This window comes from Pseudoalteromonas sp. NC201 (genome assembly GCF_002850255.1).
Lineage (GTDB): Bacteria > Pseudomonadota > Gammaproteobacteria > Enterobacterales > Alteromonadaceae > Pseudoalteromonas.
This window is the reverse complement of sequence record NZ_CP022522.1, coordinates 3,505,968-3,531,116: the sequence shown is the minus strand read 5'-3', so window position 1 is coordinate 3,531,116 and position 25,149 is coordinate 3,505,968. Positions and strand designations below refer to the sequence as shown.

The 25,149-nt window shown below is 44.2% G+C and carries 21 protein-coding genes and 1 pseudogene; 9 read left to right on the top strand and 13 right to left on the bottom strand.

What is annotated here, in order from left to right; all coding sequences use genetic code 11:
- Positions 1-16: 16 nt before the first annotated feature.
- The 11 genes from purD to rsmD form a co-directional block, all read right to left on the bottom strand.
- Positions 17-1,300, bottom strand: coding sequence for a phosphoribosylamine--glycine ligase (purD, locus tag PNC201_RS15475; RefSeq protein ID WP_102057552.1), 1,284 nt, complete (start codon positions 1,298-1,300; stop codon positions 17-19).
- 15 nt (positions 1,301-1,315) lie between these two features.
- A complete protein-coding gene (locus PNC201_RS15470; protein ID WP_102057551.1) occupies positions 1,316-2,152 on the bottom strand; it encodes a class I SAM-dependent methyltransferase in 837 nt (278 codons plus the stop codon).
- Between the two features lie 100 nt (positions 2,153-2,252).
- Positions 2,253-3,839: a bifunctional phosphoribosylaminoimidazolecarboxamide formyltransferase/IMP cyclohydrolase gene (gene purH / locus PNC201_RS15465; protein WP_039492703.1), complete on the bottom strand. Its 1,587-nt coding sequence runs from the start codon at positions 3,837-3,839 to the stop codon at positions 2,253-2,255.
- Positions 3,840-4,050: 211 nt separating this feature from the next.
- On the bottom strand, positions 4,051-4,341 hold the full coding sequence (gene fis / locus PNC201_RS15460; RefSeq protein WP_010374122.1) for a DNA-binding transcriptional regulator Fis: 291 nt from the start codon (positions 4,339-4,341) through the stop codon (positions 4,051-4,053).
- Between the two features lie 45 nt (positions 4,342-4,386).
- On the bottom strand, positions 4,387-5,352 hold the full coding sequence (gene dusB, locus PNC201_RS15455) for a tRNA dihydrouridine synthase DusB (RefSeq protein ID WP_010374120.1): 966 nt from the start codon (positions 5,350-5,352) through the stop codon (positions 4,387-4,389).
- A 303-nt stretch (positions 5,353-5,655) separates the two neighbouring features.
- On the bottom strand, positions 5,656-6,528 hold the full coding sequence (gene prmA, locus PNC201_RS15450; RefSeq protein ID WP_010607189.1) for a 50S ribosomal protein L11 methyltransferase: 873 nt from the start codon (positions 6,526-6,528) through the stop codon (positions 5,656-5,658).
- Between the two features lie 74 nt (positions 6,529-6,602).
- Positions 6,603-8,450, bottom strand: coding sequence for an RNA polymerase sigma factor RpoD (rpoD, locus tag PNC201_RS15445; RefSeq protein ID WP_102057550.1), 1,848 nt, complete (start codon positions 8,448-8,450; stop codon positions 6,603-6,605).
- A gap of 121 nt (positions 8,451-8,571) precedes the next feature.
- Positions 8,572-10,311 carry a DNA primase gene (dnaG, locus tag PNC201_RS15440; protein ID WP_102057549.1) on the bottom strand — a complete coding sequence of 580 codons (1,740 nt, stop codon included), beginning with the start codon at positions 10,309-10,311 and terminating at the stop codon, positions 8,572-8,574.
- A 177-nt stretch (positions 10,312-10,488) separates the two neighbouring features.
- Entirely contained in the window at positions 10,489-10,935 is a 447-nt protein-coding gene (locus PNC201_RS15435) for a GatB/YqeY domain-containing protein (protein ID WP_010374111.1), read from the bottom strand.
- A 20-nt stretch (positions 10,936-10,955) separates the two neighbouring features.
- Entirely contained in the window at positions 10,956-11,171 is a 216-nt protein-coding gene (gene rpsU, locus PNC201_RS15430) for a 30S ribosomal protein S21 (protein WP_010362466.1), read from the bottom strand.
- Positions 11,172-11,357: 186 nt separating this feature from the next.
- The gene (gene rsmD, locus PNC201_RS15425) at positions 11,358-11,942 is read right to left on the bottom strand and encodes a 16S rRNA (guanine(966)-N(2))-methyltransferase RsmD (RefSeq protein ID WP_010607193.1); all 585 of its coding nucleotides are present in this window, start codon (positions 11,940-11,942) and stop codon (positions 11,358-11,360) included.
- A gap of 262 nt (positions 11,943-12,204) precedes the next feature.
- Between rsmD and ftsY the strand changes: the two are divergent.
- The 7 genes and pseudogenes from ftsY (at position 12,205) to PNC201_RS15390 (ending at position 20,036) form a co-directional block, all read left to right on the top strand.
- A pseudogene (gene ftsY, locus PNC201_RS15420) lies at positions 12,205-14,363 on the top strand (signal recognition particle-docking protein FtsY).
- Between the two features lie 113 nt (positions 14,364-14,476).
- Positions 14,477-15,154, top strand: a complete 678-nt coding sequence (gene ftsE / locus PNC201_RS15415) for a cell division ATP-binding protein FtsE (RefSeq protein WP_017218471.1) — start codon at positions 14,477-14,479, stop codon at positions 15,152-15,154.
- On the top strand, positions 15,151-16,137 hold the full coding sequence (ftsX, locus tag PNC201_RS15410; RefSeq protein WP_010607197.1) for a permease-like cell division protein FtsX: 987 nt from the start codon (positions 15,151-15,153) through the stop codon (positions 16,135-16,137). Before ftsE ends, ftsX begins: the two co-directional genes overlap by 4 nt.
- 298 nt (positions 16,138-16,435) lie before the next feature.
- Entirely contained in the window at positions 16,436-17,293 is an 858-nt protein-coding gene (rpoH, locus tag PNC201_RS15405) for an RNA polymerase sigma factor RpoH (RefSeq protein ID WP_010374102.1), read from the top strand.
- 194 nt (positions 17,294-17,487) lie between these two features.
- Complete coding sequence (locus PNC201_RS15400) at positions 17,488-18,201, top strand: 1-acylglycerol-3-phosphate O-acyltransferase (RefSeq protein WP_029215903.1); 714 nt, start codon at positions 17,488-17,490, stop codon at positions 18,199-18,201.
- Positions 18,201-18,536, top strand: coding sequence for a ribonuclease E inhibitor RraB (gene rraB, locus PNC201_RS15395; RefSeq protein WP_010374098.1), 336 nt, complete (start codon positions 18,201-18,203; stop codon positions 18,534-18,536). Before PNC201_RS15400 ends, rraB begins: the two co-directional genes overlap by 1 nt.
- Before the next feature lie 225 nt (positions 18,537-18,761).
- Positions 18,762-20,036: an HD-GYP domain-containing protein gene (locus PNC201_RS15390; protein WP_102057548.1), complete on the top strand. Its 1,275-nt coding sequence runs from the start codon at positions 18,762-18,764 to the stop codon at positions 20,034-20,036.
- On the opposite strand, the gene PNC201_RS15385 is transcribed toward PNC201_RS15390, so the two are convergent.
- A complete protein-coding gene (locus PNC201_RS15385; RefSeq protein ID WP_010374094.1) occupies positions 20,033-20,350 on the bottom strand; it encodes a hypothetical protein in 318 nt (105 codons plus the stop codon). The genes PNC201_RS15390 and PNC201_RS15385 overlap by 4 nt on opposite strands.
- A 373-nt stretch (positions 20,351-20,723) precedes the next feature.
- On the opposite strand from PNC201_RS15385, the gene PNC201_RS15380 reads away from it, so the two are divergent.
- A complete protein-coding gene (locus PNC201_RS15380; RefSeq protein WP_102057547.1) occupies positions 20,724-21,980 on the top strand; it encodes an outer membrane protein transport protein in 1,257 nt (418 codons plus the stop codon).
- A 46-nt stretch (positions 21,981-22,026) separates the two neighbouring features.
- Here PNC201_RS15380 and mutS read toward each other — a convergent pair whose 3' ends face one another.
- Entirely contained in the window at positions 22,027-24,618 is a 2,592-nt protein-coding gene (gene mutS / locus PNC201_RS15375) for a DNA mismatch repair protein MutS (RefSeq protein ID WP_102057546.1), read from the bottom strand.
- Between the two features lie 24 nt (positions 24,619-24,642).
- On the opposite strand from mutS, the gene PNC201_RS15370 reads away from it, so the two are divergent.
- Positions 24,643-25,134, top strand: a complete 492-nt coding sequence (locus tag PNC201_RS15370; protein WP_102057545.1) for a CinA family protein — start codon at positions 24,643-24,645, stop codon at positions 25,132-25,134.
- Positions 25,135-25,149: the final 15 nt, after the last annotated feature.

The window sequence follows — 25,149 nt, the reverse complement described above, 5'->3', positions numbered from 1 at the left end:
CAAAGCTTAATGTGAATTAGCTTTCGCGTGCGATTGCACGATATGCGATATCTGTGCGGTACTCTACACCATCCCAGTGAATGTCTTTCACTAGAGAGTAGGCGCGTTTTTGCGCTTCGGTTACCGTGTGGCCAAGGGCCGTTGCACATAATACTCGACCACCAGCGGTGACTACATGCTCGCCATCTTGCTTAGTACCAGCATGGAACACTTTTTCACCTTCAGGATAGTTCACCTGAAGACCTGAGATAGCGTCACCCTTAGGGTAGCTCCCTGGGTAGCCACTAGCTGCAAGCACAACACCAACGGCAGCTCGTGGATCGAATTCAATCGATGTTTGATCAAGCTCTTCACGGTTTGCCGCTTCAATCAGCTCAACTAAATCAGATTGTAGGCGTAACATGATAGGTTGTGTTTCTGGGTCGCCAAAGCGGCAGTTATACTCGATAACTTTTGGTGTGCCATCCGCTGTGATCATCAAACCAGCGTATAGGAAACCTGTATAAGGGTGACCTTCTTTCGCCATACCTTCAACCGTTGGATTGATCACTTCGGCCATGATGCGGTCATGAATATCTGGCGTGACTACAGGAGCTGGAGAGTATGCACCCATACCACCTGTATTTGGGCCTTTATCACCATCGTATGCACGTTTGTGATCTTGGCTGGTGGCAAAAGGAAGTACATTTTTGCCGTCAACCATGACGATGAAAGAGGCTTCTTCACCTTCTAAAAACTCTTCAATAACCACACGACTGCCCGCTTCGCCAAAAGCGTTACCCGCAAGCATATCGCGGATTGCTTCTTCCGCTTCCGCTTCGGTCATTGCCACAATGACCCCTTTACCAGCAGCAAGCCCATCAGCCTTAACGACGATAGGTGCCCCTTGTGCTTTCAAGTAGGCAAGCGCAGGCTCAATCTCTTCAAACGTTTGATAAGCCGCTGTTGGAATATCATGACGTGCTAAAAAGTCTTTAGTAAACGACTTCGAACCTTCCAACTGCGCTGCCGCTTGAGTAGGTCCAAAAATAGCTAAGCCTTCTTCACGGAAACGGTCAACTACACCGATAACCAGTGGCGCTTCAGGGCCAACAATGGTTAATTGCACATTGTTTTCTTTAGCAAAGACGACCAAGGCATCGATATCTTCAACGCCGATAGCTACGTTTTCGAGTTTAGGCTCAAGCGCAGTACCTGCGTTACCAGGTGCTACAAAAACCGTTTTTACAGATGGGTTTTGTGCGGCTTTGAACGCAAGCGCATGCTCACGTCCACCGCTGCCAATGACTAGTACATTCATGGCGAAATTTTCCTATTAAAGCTTTTTGAATTTTAAGGTCATGCGGTCGCTTTCCCCAATCGCTTTATATTGCGCTGCTTTTTCATCACCTAGCGCTAAGCGAGGTGGCAGAGTCCAGACGCCTTTTGGGTGATTGGCGCTGTCTAGTGGGTTGGCGTTAATGTCGCTGCTTGCAACTAATTCAAACCCAGCTTGCTTGGCGATATCAACAACATAACTTTGCTTCATATAACCTGACGACTTTTGATCATCAAGTTGACGGTGCTCAGGTAGGCGGTGTTCAACCACACCTAAAATGCCACCAGGTTTCAGTGCCTTATTAAACGCGTTGAACGCGCTAAGTACACCTTCATCCCCTTTACCCATGTACCAGTTATGTACGTTACGGAAGGTAAGTACCACGTCTGCACTGCCTTGTGGCGCAATATTACTGTGCGTCACTGGTGCAAATTCCGTGATCTTTACTTCACTATAGTCTGGGTTGGTTGCTACTTTTTCTTTGTAGCCTTTTAATGAGCGTTGATAGTAGCCAACATCTGAATCAGCAGGGAAGTGCGCTGCGTAATAGGTGCCTTGACCTTTAACCAGCGGCGCTAAAATCTCACTATACCAACCACCACCAGGTGCAATTTCTACCACGGTCATTGATGGCTCAATGCCAAAAAAAGCAAGCGTTTCACTTGGGTGGCGATATTGGTCTCGGGCTCTATTGCTCTCAGCTCGATTGTCGCTAGCAACGGCTTTTGCAATCGCGCTTGGTACTGCTTGGCTGGAGTTAGATTCTGTCGCGTTACAGCCCACTAAAGTGGTAAATACTGCAGCAGCGATAAGAGATTTCATACCTAGATTCATCGTTAGCTTCCTTCATTCTGTTATGATTATGCTGTAGCCAGAATACTGGAAATTAGCTGAAACAAAAAGCGCGAAACTCATAAGTTTCGCGCTTTATTGATTAATGGCGGAAGTGGCGCATGCCGGTAAACACCATTGCCATTCCCGCTTCATCAGCGGCGGCAATCACCTCTTCATCACGCATTGAACCACCCGGCTGAATTACCGCAGTGATACCCGCAGCCGCAGCGGCGTCAATGCCATCACGGAATGGGAAGAACGCATCAGAAGCCATCACAGAACCTGGAACTTCTAGGTTCTCGTCTGCGGCTTTAATCCCTGCGATTTTTGCAGAGTATACGCGGCTCATTTGGCCTGCGCCCACACCAATAGTCATCCCATCACGAGCGTAAACAATCGCGTTGGACTTAACAAATTTAGCGACTTTCCAGCAGAACAGTAGATCTTTTAGTTCTTGCTCTGTAGGTTGACGTTTCGAAACCACCTTAAGGTCGTCCAAACCAACCATACCTTGGTCACGATCTTGTACTAAGATACCGCCATTAACACGTTTAATATCAGTACCTGTGGTTTTGTTTGACCACTGACCACATTCTAGTAAACGTACATTTTGCTTCGCAGCAACGATTTGTGCAGCTTCTTCTGATACGCTCGGCGCGATGATAACTTCAACAAACTGACGCGCTACGATGGCTTCCGCCGTGTCGCCGTCTAGCTCTCGGTTAAAGGCGATGATACCACCGAAGGCAGAAGTTGGGTCGGTCTTAAATGCGCGGTCATAGGCGGCGAGAATGTTTTCATCTACCGCAACACCACAAGGGTTTGCGTGTTTTACGATAACACAAGCCGGCTTATCAAACTCTTTAACACACTCAAGTGCGGCATCGGTATCAGCGATATTGTTATAAGACAGCGCTTTACCTTGAAGTTGTTTAGCCGTCGCGACGGATGCTTCTTCAATGTTGTTTTCAACATAGAAAGCAGCGTCTTGATGCGAGTTTTCACCGTAACGCATATCTTGCTTCTTAGTGAATTGCATATTGATAGTGCGAGGGAATTTGGTTTCCTCTGCTGCTTCTTCCGTATAATCCGGAACCATTTTACCGAAGTAGTTGGCAATCATGCCGTCATACTGTGCGGTATGCTCGTAGGCCGCAATAGCAAGGTCGAAACGTGTCTTGTATGTTGTAGAGCCAGAGTTCGCCTTCATTTCTTCAATGACACGGCTGTAGTCATTCGCATTTACAACAATGGTCACGTCTTTGTGGTTCTTAGCCGCAGCACGAACCATAGTTGGACCACCAATATCGATATTTTCGATTGCATCTTCTAGGCTACAGTCAGCTTTCGCAACAGTTTGTGCGAAGGGGTATAAGTTGACTACTACCATATCGATTGCTGAAATATTATTTTCAGTCATGACGTCTTCGTCTTGACCGCGACGTCCTAAGATACCGCCGTGCACTTTTGGGTGAAGCGTTTTAACGCGACCATCCATGATTTCTGGGTGGCCAGTGTAATCAGATACTTCTGTTACTTTAATGCCGTTGTCTGCAAGTAGTTTGCAAGTACCGCCAGTTGATAAAATTTCTACGCCTTGAGCTGCAAGTGCTGTGGCGAATTCAACGATACCGGTTTTATCTGACACGCTTAGTAGGGCGCGACGAATTGGACGATGTATATCCATGATGGTTCAGGTTTCCTCAATGATTAGTTAAGGGCTAGCTTAGAAAGCCGGTATTTTAGCGCATTATTGTTAAGATGACGATGTTAAAAGGCGAGATAAACATGAGAAAAGTGCGATATGAAAAGGATAAATGTCCGCTAGATGCTGAATTTTAAACAATAAAAAAGCACCTGAAGGTGCTTTTTTATCAACTAAATTTTACTAGCAGTGCTTAGTTCATGCCGTATTTTTTTAGCTTCTTACGAAGTGTGCCACGGTTAATGCCTAAAAGGATCGCTGCACGAGTCTGGTTACCACGAGTATAAGTCATAACCTCTTCAAGTAGAGGTGCTTCAAGCTCAGAAAGAACTAACTCATAAACGTCTTGTACGTCTTGACCATTAAGCTGCTTTAGGTAGTGATGTACAGCTTTTTTAACTGCATCGCGCAAAGGTTGCGGTTTCTCTTGTGACTGAACATGAGCGTTAGTAATAAATGGAGAAGTCACATTTTGTTCGAACATCGTTATGTCTCTTTCTTAGTTAGCCTGAAGGATGAATAAATTCATTCACCCTAATGTTTCAAAATAGTCTTCTAATGCCTCGATTTGCGCTTCTGGCGTCTCCAAGGCATTGAATACTCGCCTAAATTGACCTTCTTGGTCATGGGCCTGCAAATACCAAGATACATGCTTGCGTGCGATGCGCGCTCCCATTGGCTCACCATAGAATTGATGAAGATTTACTAAGTGCTCCATCAATATTGCTCGAACCTCTGCTATTTCAGGTTCTGGCAAATGTTCACCGGTTTGCAAATAGTGGTCTATTTCTCGGAAAATCCAAGGACGACCTTGGGCGGCTCGACCAATCATAATGGCATCTGCGCCCGTGTATTCCAGCACCTGTTTCGCTTTTTCAGGAGACGTAATGTCACCGTTTGCTACCACAGGAATAGATACTGAACGTTTAATTTCTCTGATCGTGGCGTATTCAGCTTCGCCCTTATACATACATGCTCTTGTACGGCCATGCACGGCTAGCGAAGCAATGCCTCGACGTTCAGCTATGCGAGCAATCTCAACACCGTTACGATTGTCTGTGTCCCATCCTGTACGGATTTTTAACGACACAGGTACGTCAACGGCAGCAACCACAGCGGTGACGATTTCGTCAACCAACTCTGGATATTGCAACAATGCTGAGCCTGCAAGCTTCTTGTTCACTTTCTTAGCGGGGCAGCCCATATTGATATCTATGATCTGCGCACCGTTTGCGACATTAAATTGCGCTGCTTGCGCCATCAACTCAGGATCTGCTCCTGCGATTTGTACCGAGCGAATGCCCGATTCACCGCTGTGATCCATGCGATTTTGCGACTTATCGGTTTTCCACACTTTTGGATTTGAAGACAACATTTCTGATACCGCAAGCCCAGCACCTAGACGTCGACACAGTTGTCGAAACGGTCTGTCGGTGATCCCAGCCATTGGTGCTACGATAAGATTGTTTTCAAGTTGGTATGGACCAATACGCACTACAGTTTAATCCGCCTTACCTCAAGGGGCGCTAAGTTTACGGTTTTTTTCGCAAAAATCAAAGGTTATAAATTGAACATAATTGCTTTTTTTTTGAACTTTATGGGTTGACATTTGATAACAACCTGAGAGCCCAGATAATTTGCACGAAATTTATGCAAAAACAATTTTAAAGGTACAATTTGAGCCGAAAATTTAAGCTGTGAAAAATGCGTAAAGCCTGTTAATTACAGGCTTTACCAGTTAAAACTTACTAACTTTCATTGACTCGCTGATACTTTTGTCAGCGTTACGTTAGCAGCCTTATTTTTTCACACCGCTGACGCGCGTCCATTCACCCTGTTGAGCAATGTTGTCTAGCTTTAAAAATGGCGCATAAACATCCGCAACAGATTGCGCTTGCTCTTCTAAAATACCAGACATGGCGATGGCACCTTTGTCGCCCAAGAAGCCGAGAATGATTTCGTGTAGCTCTCTCAGCGGCTGTGCAAGAATATTAGCAACAACGATATCAGCACTGAATTGCGGCTGATTTTCAGGTAAATACACTTCTAGTTTATCTGCAACGCCATTGCGCTCGGCATTATCGCGGCTTGCGATAAGCGCTTGTGGATCGATATCAATACCAATCACACGCTCAGCGCCTAATTTGATTGCTGCGATGCCTAAAATCCCAGAGCCACAGCCAAAATCAACGACCGTTTTGCCGCTGAGGTCTTGTTGTTCTAACCATTGCAGGCAAAGTGCGGTTGTGGCATGGGTACCAGTACCAAATGCAAGACCAGGATCCAGTAGCACATTGACGGCATTGGGATCTGGCACATCACGCCAGCTTGGGCAAATCCATAATCTCTCGCCAAACTTAATTGGGTGGAAATTATCCATCCACTCGCGTTCCCAGTCTTTGTCTTCTAGCTGTTCAAGCTTGTAGTTTAACGGCTTGTCATATTGTGACTGGACAAAGTCAACGACTGCTTGCATATCATGATTCGCTTCAAATAAACCGATCACCGTTGTCTCAGGCCATAAGATGACTTCGCCAGGTTTTGGTTCGTAAACGGGATTGTTTTTACTATCCATGAATGTGACAGACGGACAACCGACATCCATAAGCATATCGCTTAACGCATCGGCATCGGCTTTATCTGAATAAATTCGGATTTGGATCCAAGCCATGTGTGTATACCTATTTAATCCAATTACTATAAAAAAGGCCGCTGAATAGCGGCCTTAATCTTATTTGCTACTTTTTAGCCCTTAACGTCTAAAAAGCTCTTTAATAGATCTGAGCGAGAAGGGTGGCGCAGCTTACGTAGTGCTTTAGCTTCAATCTGACGAATACGCTCACGTGTAACATCAAACTGTTTACCCACTTCTTCTAACGTGTGGTCTGTATTCATATCGATACCAAAACGCATACGTAGTACTTTAGCTTCACGAGCTGTAAGACCTGCCAGTACTTCGTTGGTCGCGCCACGAAGACTTTCCATCGTTGCTGAATCAATCGGCGACTCGATAGTTGTGTCTTCGATAAAGTCACCAAGATGTGAATCTTCATCATCACCAATTGGCGTCTCCATTGAGATTGGCTCTTTGGCGATCTTTAACACTTTGCGGATCTTGTCTTCAGGCATCATCATACGTTCTGCCAATTCTTCAGGACTTGGCTCACGGCCCATTTCCTGTAGCATTTGACGAGAGATACGATTCAGTTTGTTGATTGTTTCAATCATATGCACTGGAATACGGATAGTTCTTGCCTGGTCCGCAATTGAGCGAGTAATCGCCTGACGGATCCACCACGTTGCGTATGTTGAAAACTTATAACCACGACGGTATTCAAATTTATCAACCGCTTTCATCAGACCGATGTTACCTTCTTGGATCAGATCCAAGAACTGCAGACCACGGTTGGTATACTTTTTAGCGATTGAAATTACAAGACGTAAGTTCGCTTCAACCATTTCTTTCTTCGCACGGCGAGCTTTTGCTTCACCAATACTCATGCGACGGTTGATGTCTTTAATACGCTCAATGCTAAGGCCAGTGCTATCTTCAAACGCTTTAAGCTTGTTAACACAACGCTCGATTTCAGGTTTTACTTCAGCAAGTTTTACTGAGTGTTTTTCACCTGATGCAATTTCAGCATCGATCCATGCGGTATCGGTTTCGTTATTAGCAAAGTGCTTAACGAAAACCTTTTTTGGTACCTTGGCAATTTGAACTGCTTGCTTCATGATGATGCGTTCTTGAACACGCACTTTATCCATCATGTCGCGCATGTTATTTACCATGCGGTCAAATTGCTTAGGAACTAACTTGAAAGTACGGAAGTGATCGCCGATTTCCTGAATTGCAGCTTTCGCATCTGGGTGCGAGCGACCTTTACTTTCAAAAATTTCTCGCGCGGCATTGTACAGCGTACGAAGATGTTCAAAATGCTCGCGAGCTTCTTCAGGATCCGGGCCTGAATCGCCTTCTTCTGAGTCGTCATCTTCATCATCTTCATCATCTTCGTCATCCAAGTCTTCATCACTTAGCTCAGAACCGATGTGTGTTGCTGAAATTGGTGCTTCGTTTTCCTCGACAGCATTAGGATCAAAGAAACCAGAAACAATGTCGCTTAGGCGCATTTCTTCCGCTTCGTACTTGTCCCATTGTTCTAGAAGATAAGTAATGGCTTCAGGGTATTCTGCAACAGAAATCTGTACTTGGTTGATCCCTTCCTCGATACGCTTAGCGATTTGGATTTCGCCTTCACGAGTTAGAAGTTCAACCGTACCCATTTCACGCATGTACATACGAACAGGGTCAGTTGTGCGGCCAATTTCTTTTTCTACTGTTGCTAAAGCCGCAGCTGCTGCTTCCGCAGCATCCTCATCTGTTGTTGTTTCTTGCATCATCAACTCGTCAGCATCAGGCGCATTTTCAGAGACCTGAATACCCATATCGTTGATCATGCTGATGATATCTTCTACCTGATCTGAGTCTATGATGTCTTGTGGAAGATGATCGTTAACTTCTGCAAAAGTTAAATAACCTTGCTCTTTACCTTTCTGAATCAGAAGTTTGAGTTGTGACTGAGGAGATTGATCCATAGAGAAATTTGCTTCCACTCTGAAAAGTTGATACAACAGGCGCCAGCTATTTAACAGCTAAATTTTGATGACGCAGTGAATAGAACATTATAGCACCGAAAATTGCTATTGACTAGAACTTCTACTGTTTAAGCGCTTGGGTAAGGAGTGCGCATTCTAGCCGCTCATCATTTGTTAGGCCTTCGGTTTTCTCCTTTATTAATAGGGTCTCTAGGCGATAATTTAAACACTGATCTTCAATAAATTGAAAAGTATTTTTAAATTCGTCTTCTAGCCTGCCTTCAGCAACGCCATGTTGCCACACCGCAAGCTTTTTCAAGGCATCGAATTCAACCTGGTCGCGATAATGTTCAAGTAACTGCGCTGTGTTTATTTGCGGGTTATCGTGACATAACATTTGTAAGCTCAGTAGCAGCTGAATACCTGGGATCGCCATTTCACCGAGTTCAGGCATATACTCAACCGTTTGCGCAAGCTGTGGATGTTGGAGCAGTAAGCCAATCGCTCGACGCATTGGCGTGACTTTAAATTGGCGCTCAATTTTATTCTGCTGTTTGTTACTTGCCAATTTAGCACTAAGTTGCTCACGAGTACGACCAATTAATCTAGCTAAGGTAGTTAACAAACTCTCTTGGTAGTAGTCACTGGGTATTTTGCTGATCAGTGGAATGGCATCGGTAAGCAGCTTGGATTTGCCTGCATCATTTGTAAGGTCGCATTGCTCGCGTAATTTGGTAAACAATACTTGCGTATAATCGGTTGCCGTGTCCAGCCGCGCTTCAAAGGCGTCTTTGCCTTCTTGCTGTACTAATGAGTCTGGATCTTCACCATCAGGTAAAAAGACAAACTGTAGAGACTTACCGTCTTTTAAATTAGGTAAAGCATGGTCAAGTGCACGCCAAGCCGCATCGCGGCCAGCTCTGTCACCGTCATAGCAGCATATCACTCTGTTGGTATTTCGAAACAAAGTTTGCATATGTTCAGCTGTGGTTGCAGTGCCTAACGCGGCAACGGCGTAATCAATGCCTTTTTCTGCAAGGGCAACGACGTCCATATAGCCTTCCACAATCAACACTTTATCTAATTGCTTATGGGCTTGTTTAGCTTCATAAAAACCATAAAGTTCGAAACTTTTATGGAAAATGCGTGTTTCAGGCGAGTTTAGATATTTAGGGCCTTGATCTGCACCCATTATCCTTCCGCCAAATGCGATGACACGACCACGTTTATCACGAATAGGGAACATCAAGCGATCGCGGAAGAAGTCAAATTGGCGGCCAGCTGACTTTTCTGATGCTAATTTCAAATCAAGTAGCTGTTGTTTGTGCTCAGGCTTGCGGGCTATTTGATTACACAATGACTCCCATTCAGGTGGTGCATAACCAATCATAAACTTTTGTACAGTTTCGCCACTCAGGCCGCGGCCTTTTACGTAGTCAATTACTTGAGTGGCATTGCTATGATGTTTTAACTGATGCTGATAAAACTTAGCGGCTTGGAGCATTAAGTCATAATCAGACTTTTTTTCTTCCATTGAACGCTGCGGCCCTTGCGGGGCGTTTTCGCGTGGTACTTCTAAGTTTAATAGGGCGGCTAATTCTTCAATAGCATCGACAAACTCAAGCTTGTCGTATTCCATTAAAAAGGAAATTGCGTTGCCATTAGCACCACAGCCGAAGCAATGATAAAACTGTTTATCACGTGACACTGTAAATGAAGGCGTTTTTTCATTGTGAAATGGACAGCAGGCTTGATAGTCTTTTCCTGCTTTTTTTAATCCCACACGACCGTCTATGAGCTCGACAATGTCCGCTCTTGCGAGCAAGTCATCAATAAACTGTCTAGGGATTTTGCCTTTCATTTAAGTTCCGAAGTTGTATTAGTGAGTGAGCGTATTATATCAAGTAGCAACGAGAAAAAATCAACTTAATTCAATTAAGGTATCTTATTAGCGCTGCATTGATACGCATGACGCCTAAAACGAAGAAACCGAGCACTAGGCTCGGTTCACTTATCAATCATACAATTGTATGTGGGCTTAAGCGGTAAGTCTTTGCTTAATTAAACCAGAGACTTTACCCATATCAGCACGACCTTCAGCTTCTGCTTTAATCGCACCCATTACTTTGCCCATGTCTTGCATGCCTGACGCACCAGTTTGTGCAATCACGGCATCAATTAGCTCGACAATTTCATCTTCGCTAAGTGGCTTAGGAAGGAATGTCTCAAGTACGCTAATTTCGTTAGCTTCGATATCAGCTAAGTCTTCACGCCCTGCATCTTTATACTGGGTATAAGAATCGCGACGCTGCTTAACCAATTTAACTAAAACCGCAGTAATGCCTGCGTCGTCTAGTGTAGTTTGGTTGTCGATTTCTCGCTGTTTAATTTCAGCAAGTACCGCACGAATCGCGCCAAGACGAAGTTTCTCTTTGGCTTTCATCGCTTCTTTTTGCGCGTCTTTTAGCGTAACTAATAAGCTCATTGATACAAGACCAATACTGATTAGTATAATTTAACGCGACGTGCGTTTTCGCGAGAAAGCTTCTTCATGTGACGCTTAACCGCTGCAGCTTTTTTGCGCTTACGCTCAGCAGTTGGCTTCTCGTAGTGCTCGCGACGACGAACTTCAGAAAGGATACCTGCTTTTTCACATGAACGTTTGAAACGACGTAGTGCAACGTCAAACGGCTCGTTTTCTCTTACTTTAATTACTGGCATTAAAAATTCACCTACCTAATTAATGAGCTTAGCTCTATCTGGCTAAAAACTAGCCAATTGGTTCAAAAATGGTGCGGTATTGTAATCTGAAGCAAGACCGCATGTAAAGCCTAAATTATAGCTAAAAACACCAGCCCTGTCATGTCAAACGCTAGCGGCTGTTTTTTCATTCTTTATGAGGGAATTTCAGCGCTGATAAAGGCGGCAGATCACTTGTCCTGCATGCTTTTCTTTAATCACTTGCCAATTTTCTGGTGTTTCAGGTTGTGCCTCTTGTTCAAATTCAACGTAGATGAGTGCGTCTTCGCTGAGCCAAGATTGTGATTCAAGTAAGTCACAACAAGGAGTCACAAGCCCTTTGCGAAAGGGTGGGTCAATAAAAACCAAGTCATATTGCTGTTGCTTAAGGTTATTTGCCAGCATGGTTAACGCGTCGGTATTAATGATTTCAACGTTATCCAGTTTGAGTAAAGTTGCATTATTGCTAAGCTGCGTCGCCGCGGTTTTATCCAGTTCGATAAAAGTTCCGCTTGCAGCGAAGCGTGAAATAGCCTCAAATCCTAGACTGCCAGCACCGGCAAAGCAATCGAGTACTTTTGCGTCTCTTACGTCCTGCATGAGCCAATTAAAAACGGTTTCTTTCATTCTATCTGTTGTTGGTCTTAATCCCACAACATCATGAACTGGTAACTTGCGACCTTTATGCTTACCACTGATCAGGCGGATGAAACCAGACTGTTTGGTATTTGACTTAGGCTTAGATTTTCTCATAGCGACGTAATTTGCTTCTTTATTAAAGGTTCTTGGTGTCAGGATTTTTCATCCTTACGGAACATGGTACACTTGCACGCAATTTTGTCTAAGCACTAAGGTTGCCATCCTCGGCTTGCCTTTCGAGCCCAAAATTAAGTGTGATATCAATCCAAGTAAAAGCAATAAGCTGATGCGGATTGGCGTTTTCGAGTATGGTAGCAAGATCATCAACATTTTGCTTTGGGTTTATGCAATTTATCTAACACGGTCATAAGTGAATATGGGAAAGAAAAACAAATTTTTATCTTGGTTGGGCTTTGGTAAATCCGATAAAGAGCAACAAGAAGCTGAGCGCCAAGAACAGTTAGCAAAAGAACAAGCTGAGCGTGAGGAAGCAGAACGCCAGGCGCAATTAGCGAAAGAACAAGCTGAACGTGAAGAAGCAGAGCGCCAGGCACAATTGGCGAAAGAACAAGCCGAGCGTGAAGAAGCGGAACGCCAGGCACAATTGGCGAAAGAACAAGCCGAGCGTGAAGAAGCGGAACGTCAGGCACAATTAGCAAAAGAACAAGCTGAGCGTGAAGAGGCTGAGCATCAGGCACAATTAGCAAAAGAACAGGCTGAGCGTGAAGAAGCGGAACGTCAGGCGCAATTAGCGAAAGAACAAGCTGAACGTGAAGAAGCAGAGCGCCAGGCACAATTGGCTAAAGAACAAGCTGAGCGTGAAGAGGCGGAACGTCAGGCACAATTAGCAAAAGAACAAGCCGAGCGTGAAGAGGCAGAACGCCAGGCGCAATTAGCGAAAGAACAAGCTGAGCGTGAAGAATCAGTGCGTCAGGCGCAACAAGCAAAAGAACAAGCTGAGCGTGAGGAAGCAGAACGTCAGGCGCAATTAGCGAAAGAACAGGCTGAGCGTGAAGAAGCGGAACGTCAGGCACAATTAGCGAAAGAACAAGCTGAGCGTGAAGAGGCAGAACATCAGGCACAGCTAGTTAAAGAACAAGCCGAGCGTGAGGAAGCAGAACGTCAGGCGCAACTTGCAAAAGAACAAGCCGAGCGTGAGGAAGTAGAACGTCAGGCACAATTAGCGAAAGAACAAGCTGAGCGTGAAGAAGCAGAACAGGCACAACTTGCGAAAGAACAAGTCAGGTACAACTAGCGAAAGAACAAGCTGAGCGTGAAGAAGCAGAACGTCAGGCACAACTTGCGAAAGAACAAGCTGAGCGTGAAGAAGCAGAGCGTCAGGCACAATTAGCGAAAGAACAAGCCGAGCGTGAAGAAGCAGAACGTCAGGCACAACTTGCGAAAGAACAAGCTGAGCGTGAGGAAGCTGAACGCCAGGCACAATTGGCTAAAGAACAAGCCGAACGTGAGGAAGCAGAACGCCAGGCACAATTTGCGAAAGAACAGGCGGAGCGTGAAGAAGCAGAACGTCAGGCACAACTTGCGAAAGAACAGGCTGAGCGTGAGGAAGCAGAGCGTCAGGCACAATTAGCTCAAGAACAAGAAAAGCCGAAAAAAGAAGGTTTCTTCTCCCGCCTTAAAAAAGGCTTGTTGAAAACCAAGGCCAATATCGGCTCAGGCTTTGCTTCGGTATTCAAAGGCAAGAAAATCGATGATGAGCTGTTCGAAGATCTAGAAACGCAATTGCTAACGGCTGATATTGGTGTTGAAACCACGATGAAGCTAATAGATAACCTGACTGATGCCGCTGATAGAAAGCAGTTAAAAGACGGTGAAGCTTTATATGATCTAATGAAAAAAGAAATGTCAGAGATCTTAAAAACGGCTGAGCAACCGCTTGAGATCCCTACCGATAAGAAACCTTTTGTTATCTTAATGGTCGGCGTAAATGGCGTTGGTAAAACGACAACAATCGGTAAGCTTGCCAAACAGTTTCAAAGCGAAGGTAAATCTGTCATGTTGGCGGCTGGCGATACTTTCCGCGCGGCTGCGGTAGAGCAGTTGCAGGTATGGGGTGAAAGAAACAGTATCCCTGTTGTTGCCCAGCACACAGGTGCTGATTCTGCGTCGGTGGTATTTGATGCCTTCCAAGCCGCTAAAGCGAGAAATATCGATGTATTAATAGCGGATACAGCGGGTCGATTACAAAATAAAGATAACCTAATGCAAGAGCTTGAGAAGATAGCTCGAGTAATGAAAAAGTTAGACCCAGACGCGCCACATGAAGTGATGTTGACGATTGATGCCGGAACTGGTCAGAATGCGATTAGCCAGGTAAAACTGTTTAATCAAGCGGTTGGCTTAACTGGTATCACGTTAACTAAGCTTGATGGTACAGCCAAAGGTGGGGTTATCTTTGCTGTGGCGGATCAGTTTAAGGTGCCAATTCGATATATTGGTGTAGGTGAAGGCATTGATGACTTACGCACCTTTAAGAGTGATGATTTTATCGAGGCATTGTTCAGTCAAGAATAAATAGAGACATCAGTTGCAATAAAGCGGGCAAATTTGCCCGCTTTATTCGATTGCCGAATTGCTACAATGCCACGGACTGAGTGTCATGGTTAAAATAAGTATAAGAGGCCAACATGATTAAATTTGAGCAAGTGAGCAAAACTTATCCTGGTGGGCACAAAGCACTGGAAAAAGTGAGCTTTGAACTTGCAAATGGAGAACTCGCATTTTTAACCGGCCACAGTGGCGCTGGTAAAAGTACATTATTAAAGTTGGTTAGCGTGATGGAAAGGCCATCAGCAGGCCGTGTCTACATTAATGGTGTCGATCTCAATACGGTATCTAACCGGCAAGTTCCTTTTGTTCGCCGAGATATTGGGATTATTTTTCAAAACCACCGCCTACTCGAACGTTACAGCGTATTTGATAACGTCGCACTACCTTTAGTTATTGAAGGTACTCACCATAAACAGATCACCAAAAGAGTACATGCCGCTCTGGACAAGGTGGGTTTGCTTGATAAAGCAAAGTGCCATCCGAGTGTGTTATCTGGAGGTGAACAGCAACGTGTTGGCATAGCAAGAGCGATTGTTAACTCGCCGCCTTTGCTGCTTGCAGATGAACCTACGGGGAACTTAGACCCAGAACTATCGATGGAAATTCTGAACCTATTTGAAGAATTTAATCGCCGTGGTACATCCGTTCTTATCGCTACTCATGATTTGGGGTTAATAGCACGTATGAAATACCGTAGCTTCACGCTTAATCAAGGACGCATGCTACAAGATCCGCTTGCGGAGGACACGCTATGAGTTTGCTGTTTAAAGGACGAGGAAATCAGGCTGAACAGAGTAAAAAATCGATATTTCATCATTTTTACTTTTTTTGTTTGATGATTATTCGTCAAGGTGTACAGAGCCTTGGGGAAATGTGGCGTACGCCAATGGCCTCTTTAATGACTATTCTAGTTTTGGGGCTCAGCCTGACATTGCCCGCGACGCTTTATGTGGTAGTGAAAAATGTACAGCAGGTAAGTAGCGGGTTTAAAGAGGCATCTGAAATATCATTGTTCGTTAAAGATGAAATGACTGAGGCACAGACACAAACTCTGGTGAAGCGACTTGCACTCTATCCAGAAATAGAAAAAGTAGTACTGATAAGTAAAAGCCAAGCTTTGGATGAATTTAAGTCAATGTCAGGCTTTGGTCAGGCGCTTAACTATTTAGAAGAAAACCCGCTGCCTAATGTTGTGCTGGTAACGCCTGTTAGTCGTTTTAGAAAACCACAAGCCGCAACAGAGCTTCTTACTAAACTTGAAAAAGAGCGCGAGGTCGAGTTTGGTAAGCTGGATATTGAATGGCTAGAGCGCCTAAATGCACTACTGGGGTTACTAAAAGAAAGTGTGATCACCGTGGGGTTTCTATTGCTTAGCGCCGTTATCTTGATTATTGGAAATACCATACGCTTATCCATCATGGACAAGAAAGAAGAAATTCAAGTGCTAAAACTGGTGGGAGCGACCAATACCTTTATTCAGGCTCCGTTTCTTTGGACTGGTGTATGGTATGGCATAGTCGGTGGTTTGGTTGCCTTTATCTGTGTTGGCCTTATGTTGTGGTGGCTGGAGTCAGCTGTATCTACAGTTGTTGGGGTATATCAAAGCAACTTTGTGCTTCAGGGAATGGCAGGGAATGAACTTTTAGTGCTACTTGGCACTGCAATTACTTTAGGGTTTGTAGGCTCTTTTCTTTCTGTACACCGTTATATCAAAGAGATTGAACCTGAAAAGGTATGATTTAACGCTACAAACACCAATCGACTGCTAAAGTGTAGCAGTCGGTTGCCAATTACTATCAGATTTTAGCACTCAAACAATCAGAACTAATTAAATTTAGCACTGTCATAAAAAAATAATATCGTAAAAAGAAGCCTAGTTAATTCAATATTTTTAATATTATTCAGCAGGTTATATTTTATTTTTGAAGTTCTTCTAAAAAGGTTGATTTTAAAAATCAGATAAAGTAGATTGCATTTAGCACTCTAGATGTTAGAGTGCTAAATATACACGAAACGGTTTATCACTGAGGTGAAACATGACTAAAGATTTATACGCATTAGCACTAACTGGGCAGCAAAGCGCAAGCGTTGAAGGTTACCTTCAATCTGTAAGCACAATACCTATGCTTGGCGCTGAGGAAGAGAAAAAACTTGCGACACGTCTTCAGGAAGAAGGGGATCTTAACGCGGCTAAGCAACTCATTATGTCTCATTTGAGATTTGTTGCTCACATCGCAAAAAGTTATTCGGGCTATGGCCTACCTCAGGCTGATTTAATCCAAGAAGGAAATATTGGGTTGATGAAAGCAGTAAAGCGTTTTGACCCAAGCGTGGGTGTGCGCCTTGTTTCTTTTGCGGTACATTGGATTAAAGCAGAAATCCATGAATATGTATTAAAGAACTGGCGTATTGTTAAAGTTGCGACGACAAAAGCGCAGCGTAAATTATTCTTCAATCTACGCAAAAATAAAAAGCGTTTAGGTTGGTTTAACCAAGACGAAGTGACAACGGTTGCAAACGAGCTTGGTGTAAGTGAGAAAGAAGTTCGCGAGATGGAGTCTCGTATGGCAGGCCAAGATATGGGCTTTGACCTATCTGCTGACGATGATGAAAGCCAAGCTGGTAACTTCTCTCCAGTACAGTATTTAACAGACACAAGTAGCGACCTTGCCGAAGAAGTTGAGCAAGAACAGTGGCAAGAGCAGTCACATAATCGCCTATTTGCAGCACTGAAAACGCTTGATGAACGCTCTCAAGATATCGTAAGTGCACGTTGGCTTGCTGACGAAAAAGCAACATTACAAGATCTTGCTGAGAAATATAGCGTGTCGGCAGAGCGTGTACGCCAGCTAGAAAAGTCAGCAATGAAAAAGCTGCAAAACGCAATGAGTTAAATTTTGCAAAAATGATAAATCGTGTGTCAAATGCCGCTACTCAGCGGCATTTTTATTTTCTATAAATAGATCAGTACCTTAACTATCATACTCTGAGATTCCTCTGGCAGCCTCTAAACTATCATCATTTTGAGCTTACAAGTGTTCGCTTATTTTACTATAATGCGCAAGATTTTAATTCTGGAGTGGTTAAATTGATTGCCATTATACGAATTCTCTTATTAACAGTGTTTATCATTGTTAGTGGTATTTGCGGATTGTTATTGTGCATTGTGCGCCCTTTTCATGCTAACAATGTGCACACGATAGCCAAATGGTATGGCTATATGTCAAAGTTGATAGGCGTTGAGTTGGTGATAACGCAGCATGAAAATGCCAAGCATGTTGTCCCCGCGATGTATGTTGCAAATCACCAAAATAATTATGATCTCTTTACGCTGCCGGCCGTGGTGCCAAAAAACACCGTCAGCATGGGAAAAAAAAGTTTAAAGTGGATCCCGTTTTTTGGACAAATGTATTGGCTATCTGGCAACATTTTGATTGATAGAGCCAATCGTTCTAAAGCCTTAGGAACACTGACCAAATCAGCAAAAAAAATCACCGAGTCAAAACTATCGGTTTGGATGTTCCCTGAAGGGACCAGAAGCTATGGTCGCGGTTTGTTGCCATTTAAAACCGGGGCATTTCACACCGCAATGAGCGCCAATGTGCCTATTATCCCAGTATGTATGAGTTCAACGCATGAGCAGATAAAGCTCAATCGTTGGAATAATGGTAAGGTCTATATCGACATGCTAGAACCGGAATATTTAGACCCTGAAGTGCCAGCAAGGGATCACGCTGCTCAGATCCATGCTAAAATGGCTCAAAGAATAGCTGAATTAGATGCAAAAGCGAGATTAAAATAATGGAAAACTGGCGTGAGATAAGTGAAGACATCGTTTCTTCACTGCTAGAAGACGGTTCAAACCCTGAAACGCTTTATGAAGTAGAACATCACTTTGTAAGTGAGGATTTTGACAAGCTGGAAGCAGCAGCATTAGCGGCATTTAAATTGGGCTATGATGTTGAAGAACCAGCAGAGCTTGAGCTCGAAGACGGCGGTAAAATTTGGGGCTTTGATGTTGTAGTAGAAGCCGAACTGGATACCGACGTTATCATGGAAGACGTAGACAAGTTAGAAAAGGTTGCACTAGACGCTGGCGTTGAATACGACGGCTGGGGAACTTATTTCCAAGAATAGCAACTGTATAAAACCCAGCATGTATATGGTGTTGGGTTTCCCCTTCTGCAACACTTCATAAATACCTCAAATTAAATTACTTAATTAAGTAAACTGGTATAACAAGCGTTTCTGAGTGGTTGTAATTTCACCATACCTTTGTGTGAATTTAATCTGAATAGATGGTGTTTCACCTCATTCAATGGTATTAATATTCATTGGCTAACTACGTAGTGTAAGCGATTCATGCAGATTGTCCTCCCAATTGAAGATCTTAGACCTGGCATGTTTGTGGATAATGTTCACAAGCATAAGTCTGACGCGGGTATTAAGATCAAATCTCGGGGAATGGTCAGAGATGAAGCCATCATTCAAAAGCTGATTGACAAAGGAGTACTGGAGCTCACTATAGACTTTACGCAGAGCGATATTCCTGTACCACAGAAATACCAGCAGCCAGCAGAACTGGTCACTGACGCACCACAAGCCCCTGAAGAACCTGCCGCCAAAAATGGCATGGATGGCAGTCTTTCCACCGCTCGCAGCAAGCCAAAATCCAAAGCCAAAACGGTGAGTAAAGAACAAACTTTGCAGCAAGAATTTGCGGTTGCGATGCAAAAGTTTGAAAAGAATAACCGTCAGATCCAAAGCCTCTATGGAGATGTAACATCGGGTTTGAAGGTCGATATGAGCCTCATCAATGAGGTAAGTAAAGACATCGTCGATTCGGTACTGCGTAATTCAAATGCGATGGCGATTTTAACTCGGATCAAAGACAAAGATGCCTACAATTGGCGTCATATGACCAATTGCGCAATTCTGATCACCGTATTTGCCAAGCACCTCGGTTTGCAACATCACATTATTGAACAGTTAGCCATGGGGGCGATGTTGCATGACATTGGTCACGCTAAGTTACCCCAGGGGCTTATCAATAAGCCGGGCAATTTTACCGATCTTGAATATCGTGCGGTCAAAAAACATGTGGCGCAGTCTTTAGGGTTGAGCAAAGGAGAGTCTGGGATCACGCCAATCATGCTGGACATGATCATCAACCATCATGAACGCTTAGATGGTACAGGCTATCCCAGAGGGATTAAAGACGGCGCACTCAGCACCGCGGCAAGAATGATGGCGATTGTGGATGTATACGACGCTATAACCTCAGATCAGCACCACAAAGAGGCTGATGAGCCTATTAATGCATTACGCTTTTTGCTGTCGAGTAAAAAGCAATTTGATCCTATTTTAGTGCAGCGTTTTATTAAGTGTATGGGAGTTCACCCCGTAGGAACTATTGTTAAACTGACCAACGAGCGATTAGGGTTGGTACTCGAGGGCAATAAACATGCACCCACGGCGCCTCTTGTACGAGTGTTTTACAATACCAAACATCTCCACCATGTTACGGCAAAAGATTTGGATTTAAGCGAGTCAGAGATAAAAGTGATCGCAAGTGTCAGGCCGCTTGATTATCAAATTAACCTCTCACGATTGCTAAGAGATCAATTACTGATTTAAGGTTTGGATTGCGCGACAGGGAAGAAAGCGTTTTTACAGCGTCTTTTGAGATTTTGCCATCTAGCAGAGAGCATCGCGCCAGTCATACAGCTTGCCATCATTAATATCCACAGTAATGTTCCCTTTTCCGAATGTAACGCCGCACAGCTTAGCAGCAGTGATAGCAGCGCTGCAACAATAGCACCTAACCAGTATTGACTGACCGGGTTATCGCACTCTCCCGCGTGGCGACAGGCACAGTAGTTTGCTTTACACAGGCAATATACGCTGAGACCGCAAAATACCAATGCGCAAACGATTAATGCTATCGACATGTTGTTCTCCTTAGCACGATTAACACACTGAATGACTCATACTCAGATTGAAGAGTGTATATAAGGGATGAAGGTACGTCAATGATATTGGTAATTATTATCATTTGATAATTTATCTCATCCGATGAGTTTACAAAGTGCGTAATTTGTTCGTTATATGTTCACTTAATCAACGAAAAGTCGCAAAAAAGGAGATTTCTACTCCACTTTTAGGTAGGGTGTCATGAATTTATTATTCTGCCAATTTGGTGGGTGTGTGGCATAGCTGGATATTGGCTAGGTGAGCAAGGTCAAAGTGAGGCTGCGCAGTGTTACTCGAATTGGTTTTTTTAACCATTACTCAGGAAATGGTTAGTTCACAGGGGATTAGAGTATGAACAAAGTATTATTAGGTCTTATCGCATCAGGTGCGATTTTATCGTCATCACAAGCACTAGCTGCCGCCTTCCAACTTGCGGAACAAAACGTCTCTGGCCTTGGTCGTGCTTATGCGGGTGAAGCATCTGCAGCCGACGATGCGTCAGTGGTTGCACGTAATCCAGCATTGATGGGTAAGCTATCAGGCACGCAATTATCAGTAGCAGCTATGTATGTTCAACCGGACGTAAGCCTGACGGGAACAGGTACTAGCAATGGTATCCCTGCATCAGCGTTAAATGACAACAGCATCGCACCAAGTGCTATTATTCCTGCTATTTATGCAACGCACAAATATAACGACCAATGGTCGATTGGTGCTGGTATCTATTCACAGTTTGGTCTATCTACAGAATTCGATAAGGATTATGTTGCAGGTCAAATCGCGGGTGAAACTGAAATTAAGACCGTTAACTTAGGTATTTCTGCTGCTTACCAAATTGATGAGCAATGGAGCGTAGCGTTTGGTATTAATGAAGTTTATGCCGATGCTAAAATCGTTCGTAACCTTGGTGCGACAACGACAGGTTTGCCAGCCAGTACTCAGGCGGTACACTTAGAAGGTGACGATTATGGCTTTGGTTGGAACCTAGGCGTTGCTTATCAAATCGATGAAAACAACCTAATCGGCTTCCATTACCGCAGTGAAACAGATATCACATTTGATGGTCACTTTAGTAACGACTTACCAGCAGCGATGGGCGGCTTGAATGGCGCGTCACTACCAGGTTCAGTGGATGTAACGTTACCTGCGATTGCTGAGATCTCAGGTTCTCATAAATTAAACCAAGAAACCTCACTACACTACAGCGTACTTTGGACAGGTTGGAATAGTTTTGATGAACTTGAAGCTGTAGTTGGTAACGCAGGTTCAGTATTCACTAAAGAAGAGAATTTCTCTAATTCATTACGTTTTGCCGTTGGCGCTGACTATCAGCTTAGTAATGCGGTGAAACTACGTGCAGGTATGGCATATGATGAGTCACCAGCGGATGAAAACCATCTATCTATCTCAATTCCTGATACAGACCGTACTTGGTACTCATTTGGTGCGGAGTATACACTTGCTAACCAAGCAACTGTAGATTTCGGGATCAGTGTTTTAAGAGGTAAAACACAAACTTTCACTGAAGCTGACAGATTCAGTGAGTGGGGCTATCGCTCTAAAGGCCATGCGATGATCTTTGGTCTTCAGTATAACCACAAGTTCTAATTATGAGAGAACATTAAAAAAGCGGCTTTTGGCCGCTTTTTACTTTCTATAGCATAGATTTAAGTTGATATAGCAAAGCATGAGCTTGCTTTGGTGTCATATCATCGGGATCCATATCTGCAAGTAGCGCTTCAACCTCAGAAGGCTCATTGGCAAGCATTAAGCTCTGCTGTACAGGTGCGGCTACATGAACAGGCTTATCGCTAACGACACTCTGATGTTGCTCTAACAAAGCGAGTTTCTGTTTCGCTAACTTAATCACTGCTTTTGGCACGCCGGCAAGACTTGCTACCTGTAAACCAAAACTCTTACTTGCAGCCCCTTCCATCACTGTGTGTTTGAAGGCAATAGTATCGTTATGTTCAACGGCATCCAAATGCACATTAACAAGGCCGGCTTGCTGCTCAGCCAATTCGGTTAACTCAAAATAATGAGTAGCAAACAGTGTTTTTGCTGCAATTTTGCTGGCGAGATAATCCGCTGTCGCATAAGCGAGTGATAAACCGTCATAGGTGCTTGTCCCACGACCAATTTCGTCCATTAGCACTAATGATTGGGCGGTTGCATTGTTTAAAATGGTTGCAGTTTCGGTCATTTCAACCATAAAGGTTGAGCGCCCAGAGGCAAGGTCATCACTGGCACCAATGCGAGTAAAAATACGATCGACAATTCCGATGGTGGCTGCGCTTGCCGGTACATAGCTGCCAATATGCGCCATCAACACAATTAACGCGGTTTGACGCATATAGGTCGATTTACCACCCATATTTGGTCCAGTAATAATGAGCATTTTACGTTCATCGTTGAGTTTTACTGGGTTGGCAATGAATGGTTCTTTACTTACTTGTTCTACGACTGGGTGGCGACCATCCACTAAATCAATTTCAGTGCCCTCGGTAAGCGTGGGCTTGCAATAGTCTAGTGTTTGAGCACGTTCGGCTAAGGTGTTTAATACGTCCAGATCGGCAAGCGCTGCAGCCATGACTTGCAATTGTTCAATATAAGGAGCGATGAGTTCAAAGAGCTCTTCATATAGGCGCTTTTCAAGTGCTAGTGCTTTCGATTGGCTACCAAGCACTTTGTCTTCATGTTCTTTTAGCTCAGGAATAATGTAGCGTTCGTTATTTTTCAGTGTTTGTCTGCGAATGTATTCCGCAGGCACTAAGTGCGAATTGGCCCGGCTGATCTCAATATAAAATCCGTGAACGCGGTTATACCCAATTTTTAATGTCGAGATCCCTGTGCGTTCGCGCTCTCTTTCTTCAAGTTTTTCTAAAACATCCGTGGCACCTGCGCTTAATGCGCGTAGCTCGTCAAGCTCTGCATTGTAGCCCTGTGCTATTACTCCACCATCACGAATGAGAACAGGGGGATTGTCGATAACCGCTCGTTCTAACAAATCTTGTAACTTAGGTAATGCAGGTGAATGGCTAATAATAGACTGAAGTCTCGTATCCGTCGCATCTTGTAAAATATCATGCAGTGGCGGTAACGCTTGTAATGCACTTCTTAAGCGCGTTAGATCACGCGGACGAGCGGTAAATAACGCTAACCGGGCTACGACTCGTTCAATATCGCCAATGTGTTTTAGTGCATCGTAAACTTCCATGCATAGTTGTTGTTCGATAAGGCTCGCAATCGCATTGAGTCGAGCATTGAGCTCTTTGCGTTCGCGCACGGGCGTATGAATGCGGCGTTTTAGTAAGCGCGAACCCATGGCCGTTGAAGACTTGTCTAAAATCTGCGCTAAGGTGTTTTCAACACCGCCAGAGAGGTTCAGTGTCAGCTCTAAGTTTTTGCGCGTCGCGGCATCTAAGATCACTGCGTGCTCATTCTTTTCTAGCGTGATCGCACGAATATGAGGTAATGCAGTGCGTTGCGTGTCTTTCACGTATTGCATGACACAACCCGCGGCGATTAAACCCATATTGGCATTGTCGACACCAAAACCGACTAAGTCACGGGTTGCAAACTGCTGACAAAGTAAATGCTTTGCTGTGTCTAAATCAAACTCCCAATCTGGACGGCGACGACTGCCTTTAATGCTTTCTAGCACTAAAAGGTTCTGAAATGATTCTGGATATAACAATTCTGCGGGCTGCAAGCGCTGTAGCGTGGAATTAAGTGCTTCGTCAGTCTGTAGCTCTACGATATTAAATCGGCCCGAGTTAATATCAAGGTAGGCAACGCCATAACCTAAGTTTTTTGGATGTTGGTAGACCGCCGCAAGTAAATTATCTTGGCGTTCTTGCAATAGTGCTTCGTCGGTGACGGTACCTGGAGTAACAATACGCACAACTTTACGTTCTACAGGACCTTTACTGGTCGCTGGGTCGCCAACTTGCTCACAAATAGCAACAGATTCACCCAGTTGTACCAAGCGAGCTAAGTAGTTTTCAACTGCATGATAGGGAACACCTGCCATTGGAATTGGATTGCCACCGGCTTTACCGCGATAGGTTTGAGATATATCGAGAAGCTGCGCCGCTCTGATAGCATCGTCAAAGAAGAGTTCATAAAAGTCGCCCATGCGATAGAACAGCAAGATTTCTTGATGCTGAGCTTTAATTCGCAGGTATTGCTGCATCATTGGGGTTTGTTGGTTTATAGTGTGTTCTGAATATAGATCTGACGACATTGTTGATACCTAAAAGGTTTTCCTATGGAGCACTACAAAGAGATAGCCGAATATGCGGCACAATTGGGCGCTATTCTAACGAATAACGGCGTAACAATCACTACCGCAGAGTCATGTACAGGTGGTGGGGTGAGTTATGCGTTAACAGATACGCCGGGGAGCTCTGCTTATATCGAACGTTGTTTTGTGACATACAGTAATCAAGCTAAGCACGAATTATTGGGAGTATCACAACAAACCCTAACGCAATTTGGTGCCGTGAGTGAGCAAACGGTTTTGGAGATGGTCAAAGGTGCTCAGCAGGCAGCTCATGCTGAAGTTGCCATTGCTGTGTCTGGTATCGCTGGACCAACTGGAGGCAGCGTTGATAAGCCCGTAGGTACTGTATGGTTTGCTATTGCGAATAGTGATAGAGTTCAGGCATTTCACCAAGTATTTACTGGGAATAGGGCCGAAATAAGACTTCAAGCCATTGAATTTGCATTAAAAAATGCTATAGCGATGGTAAAATCATAAAATTCTACTTGATAC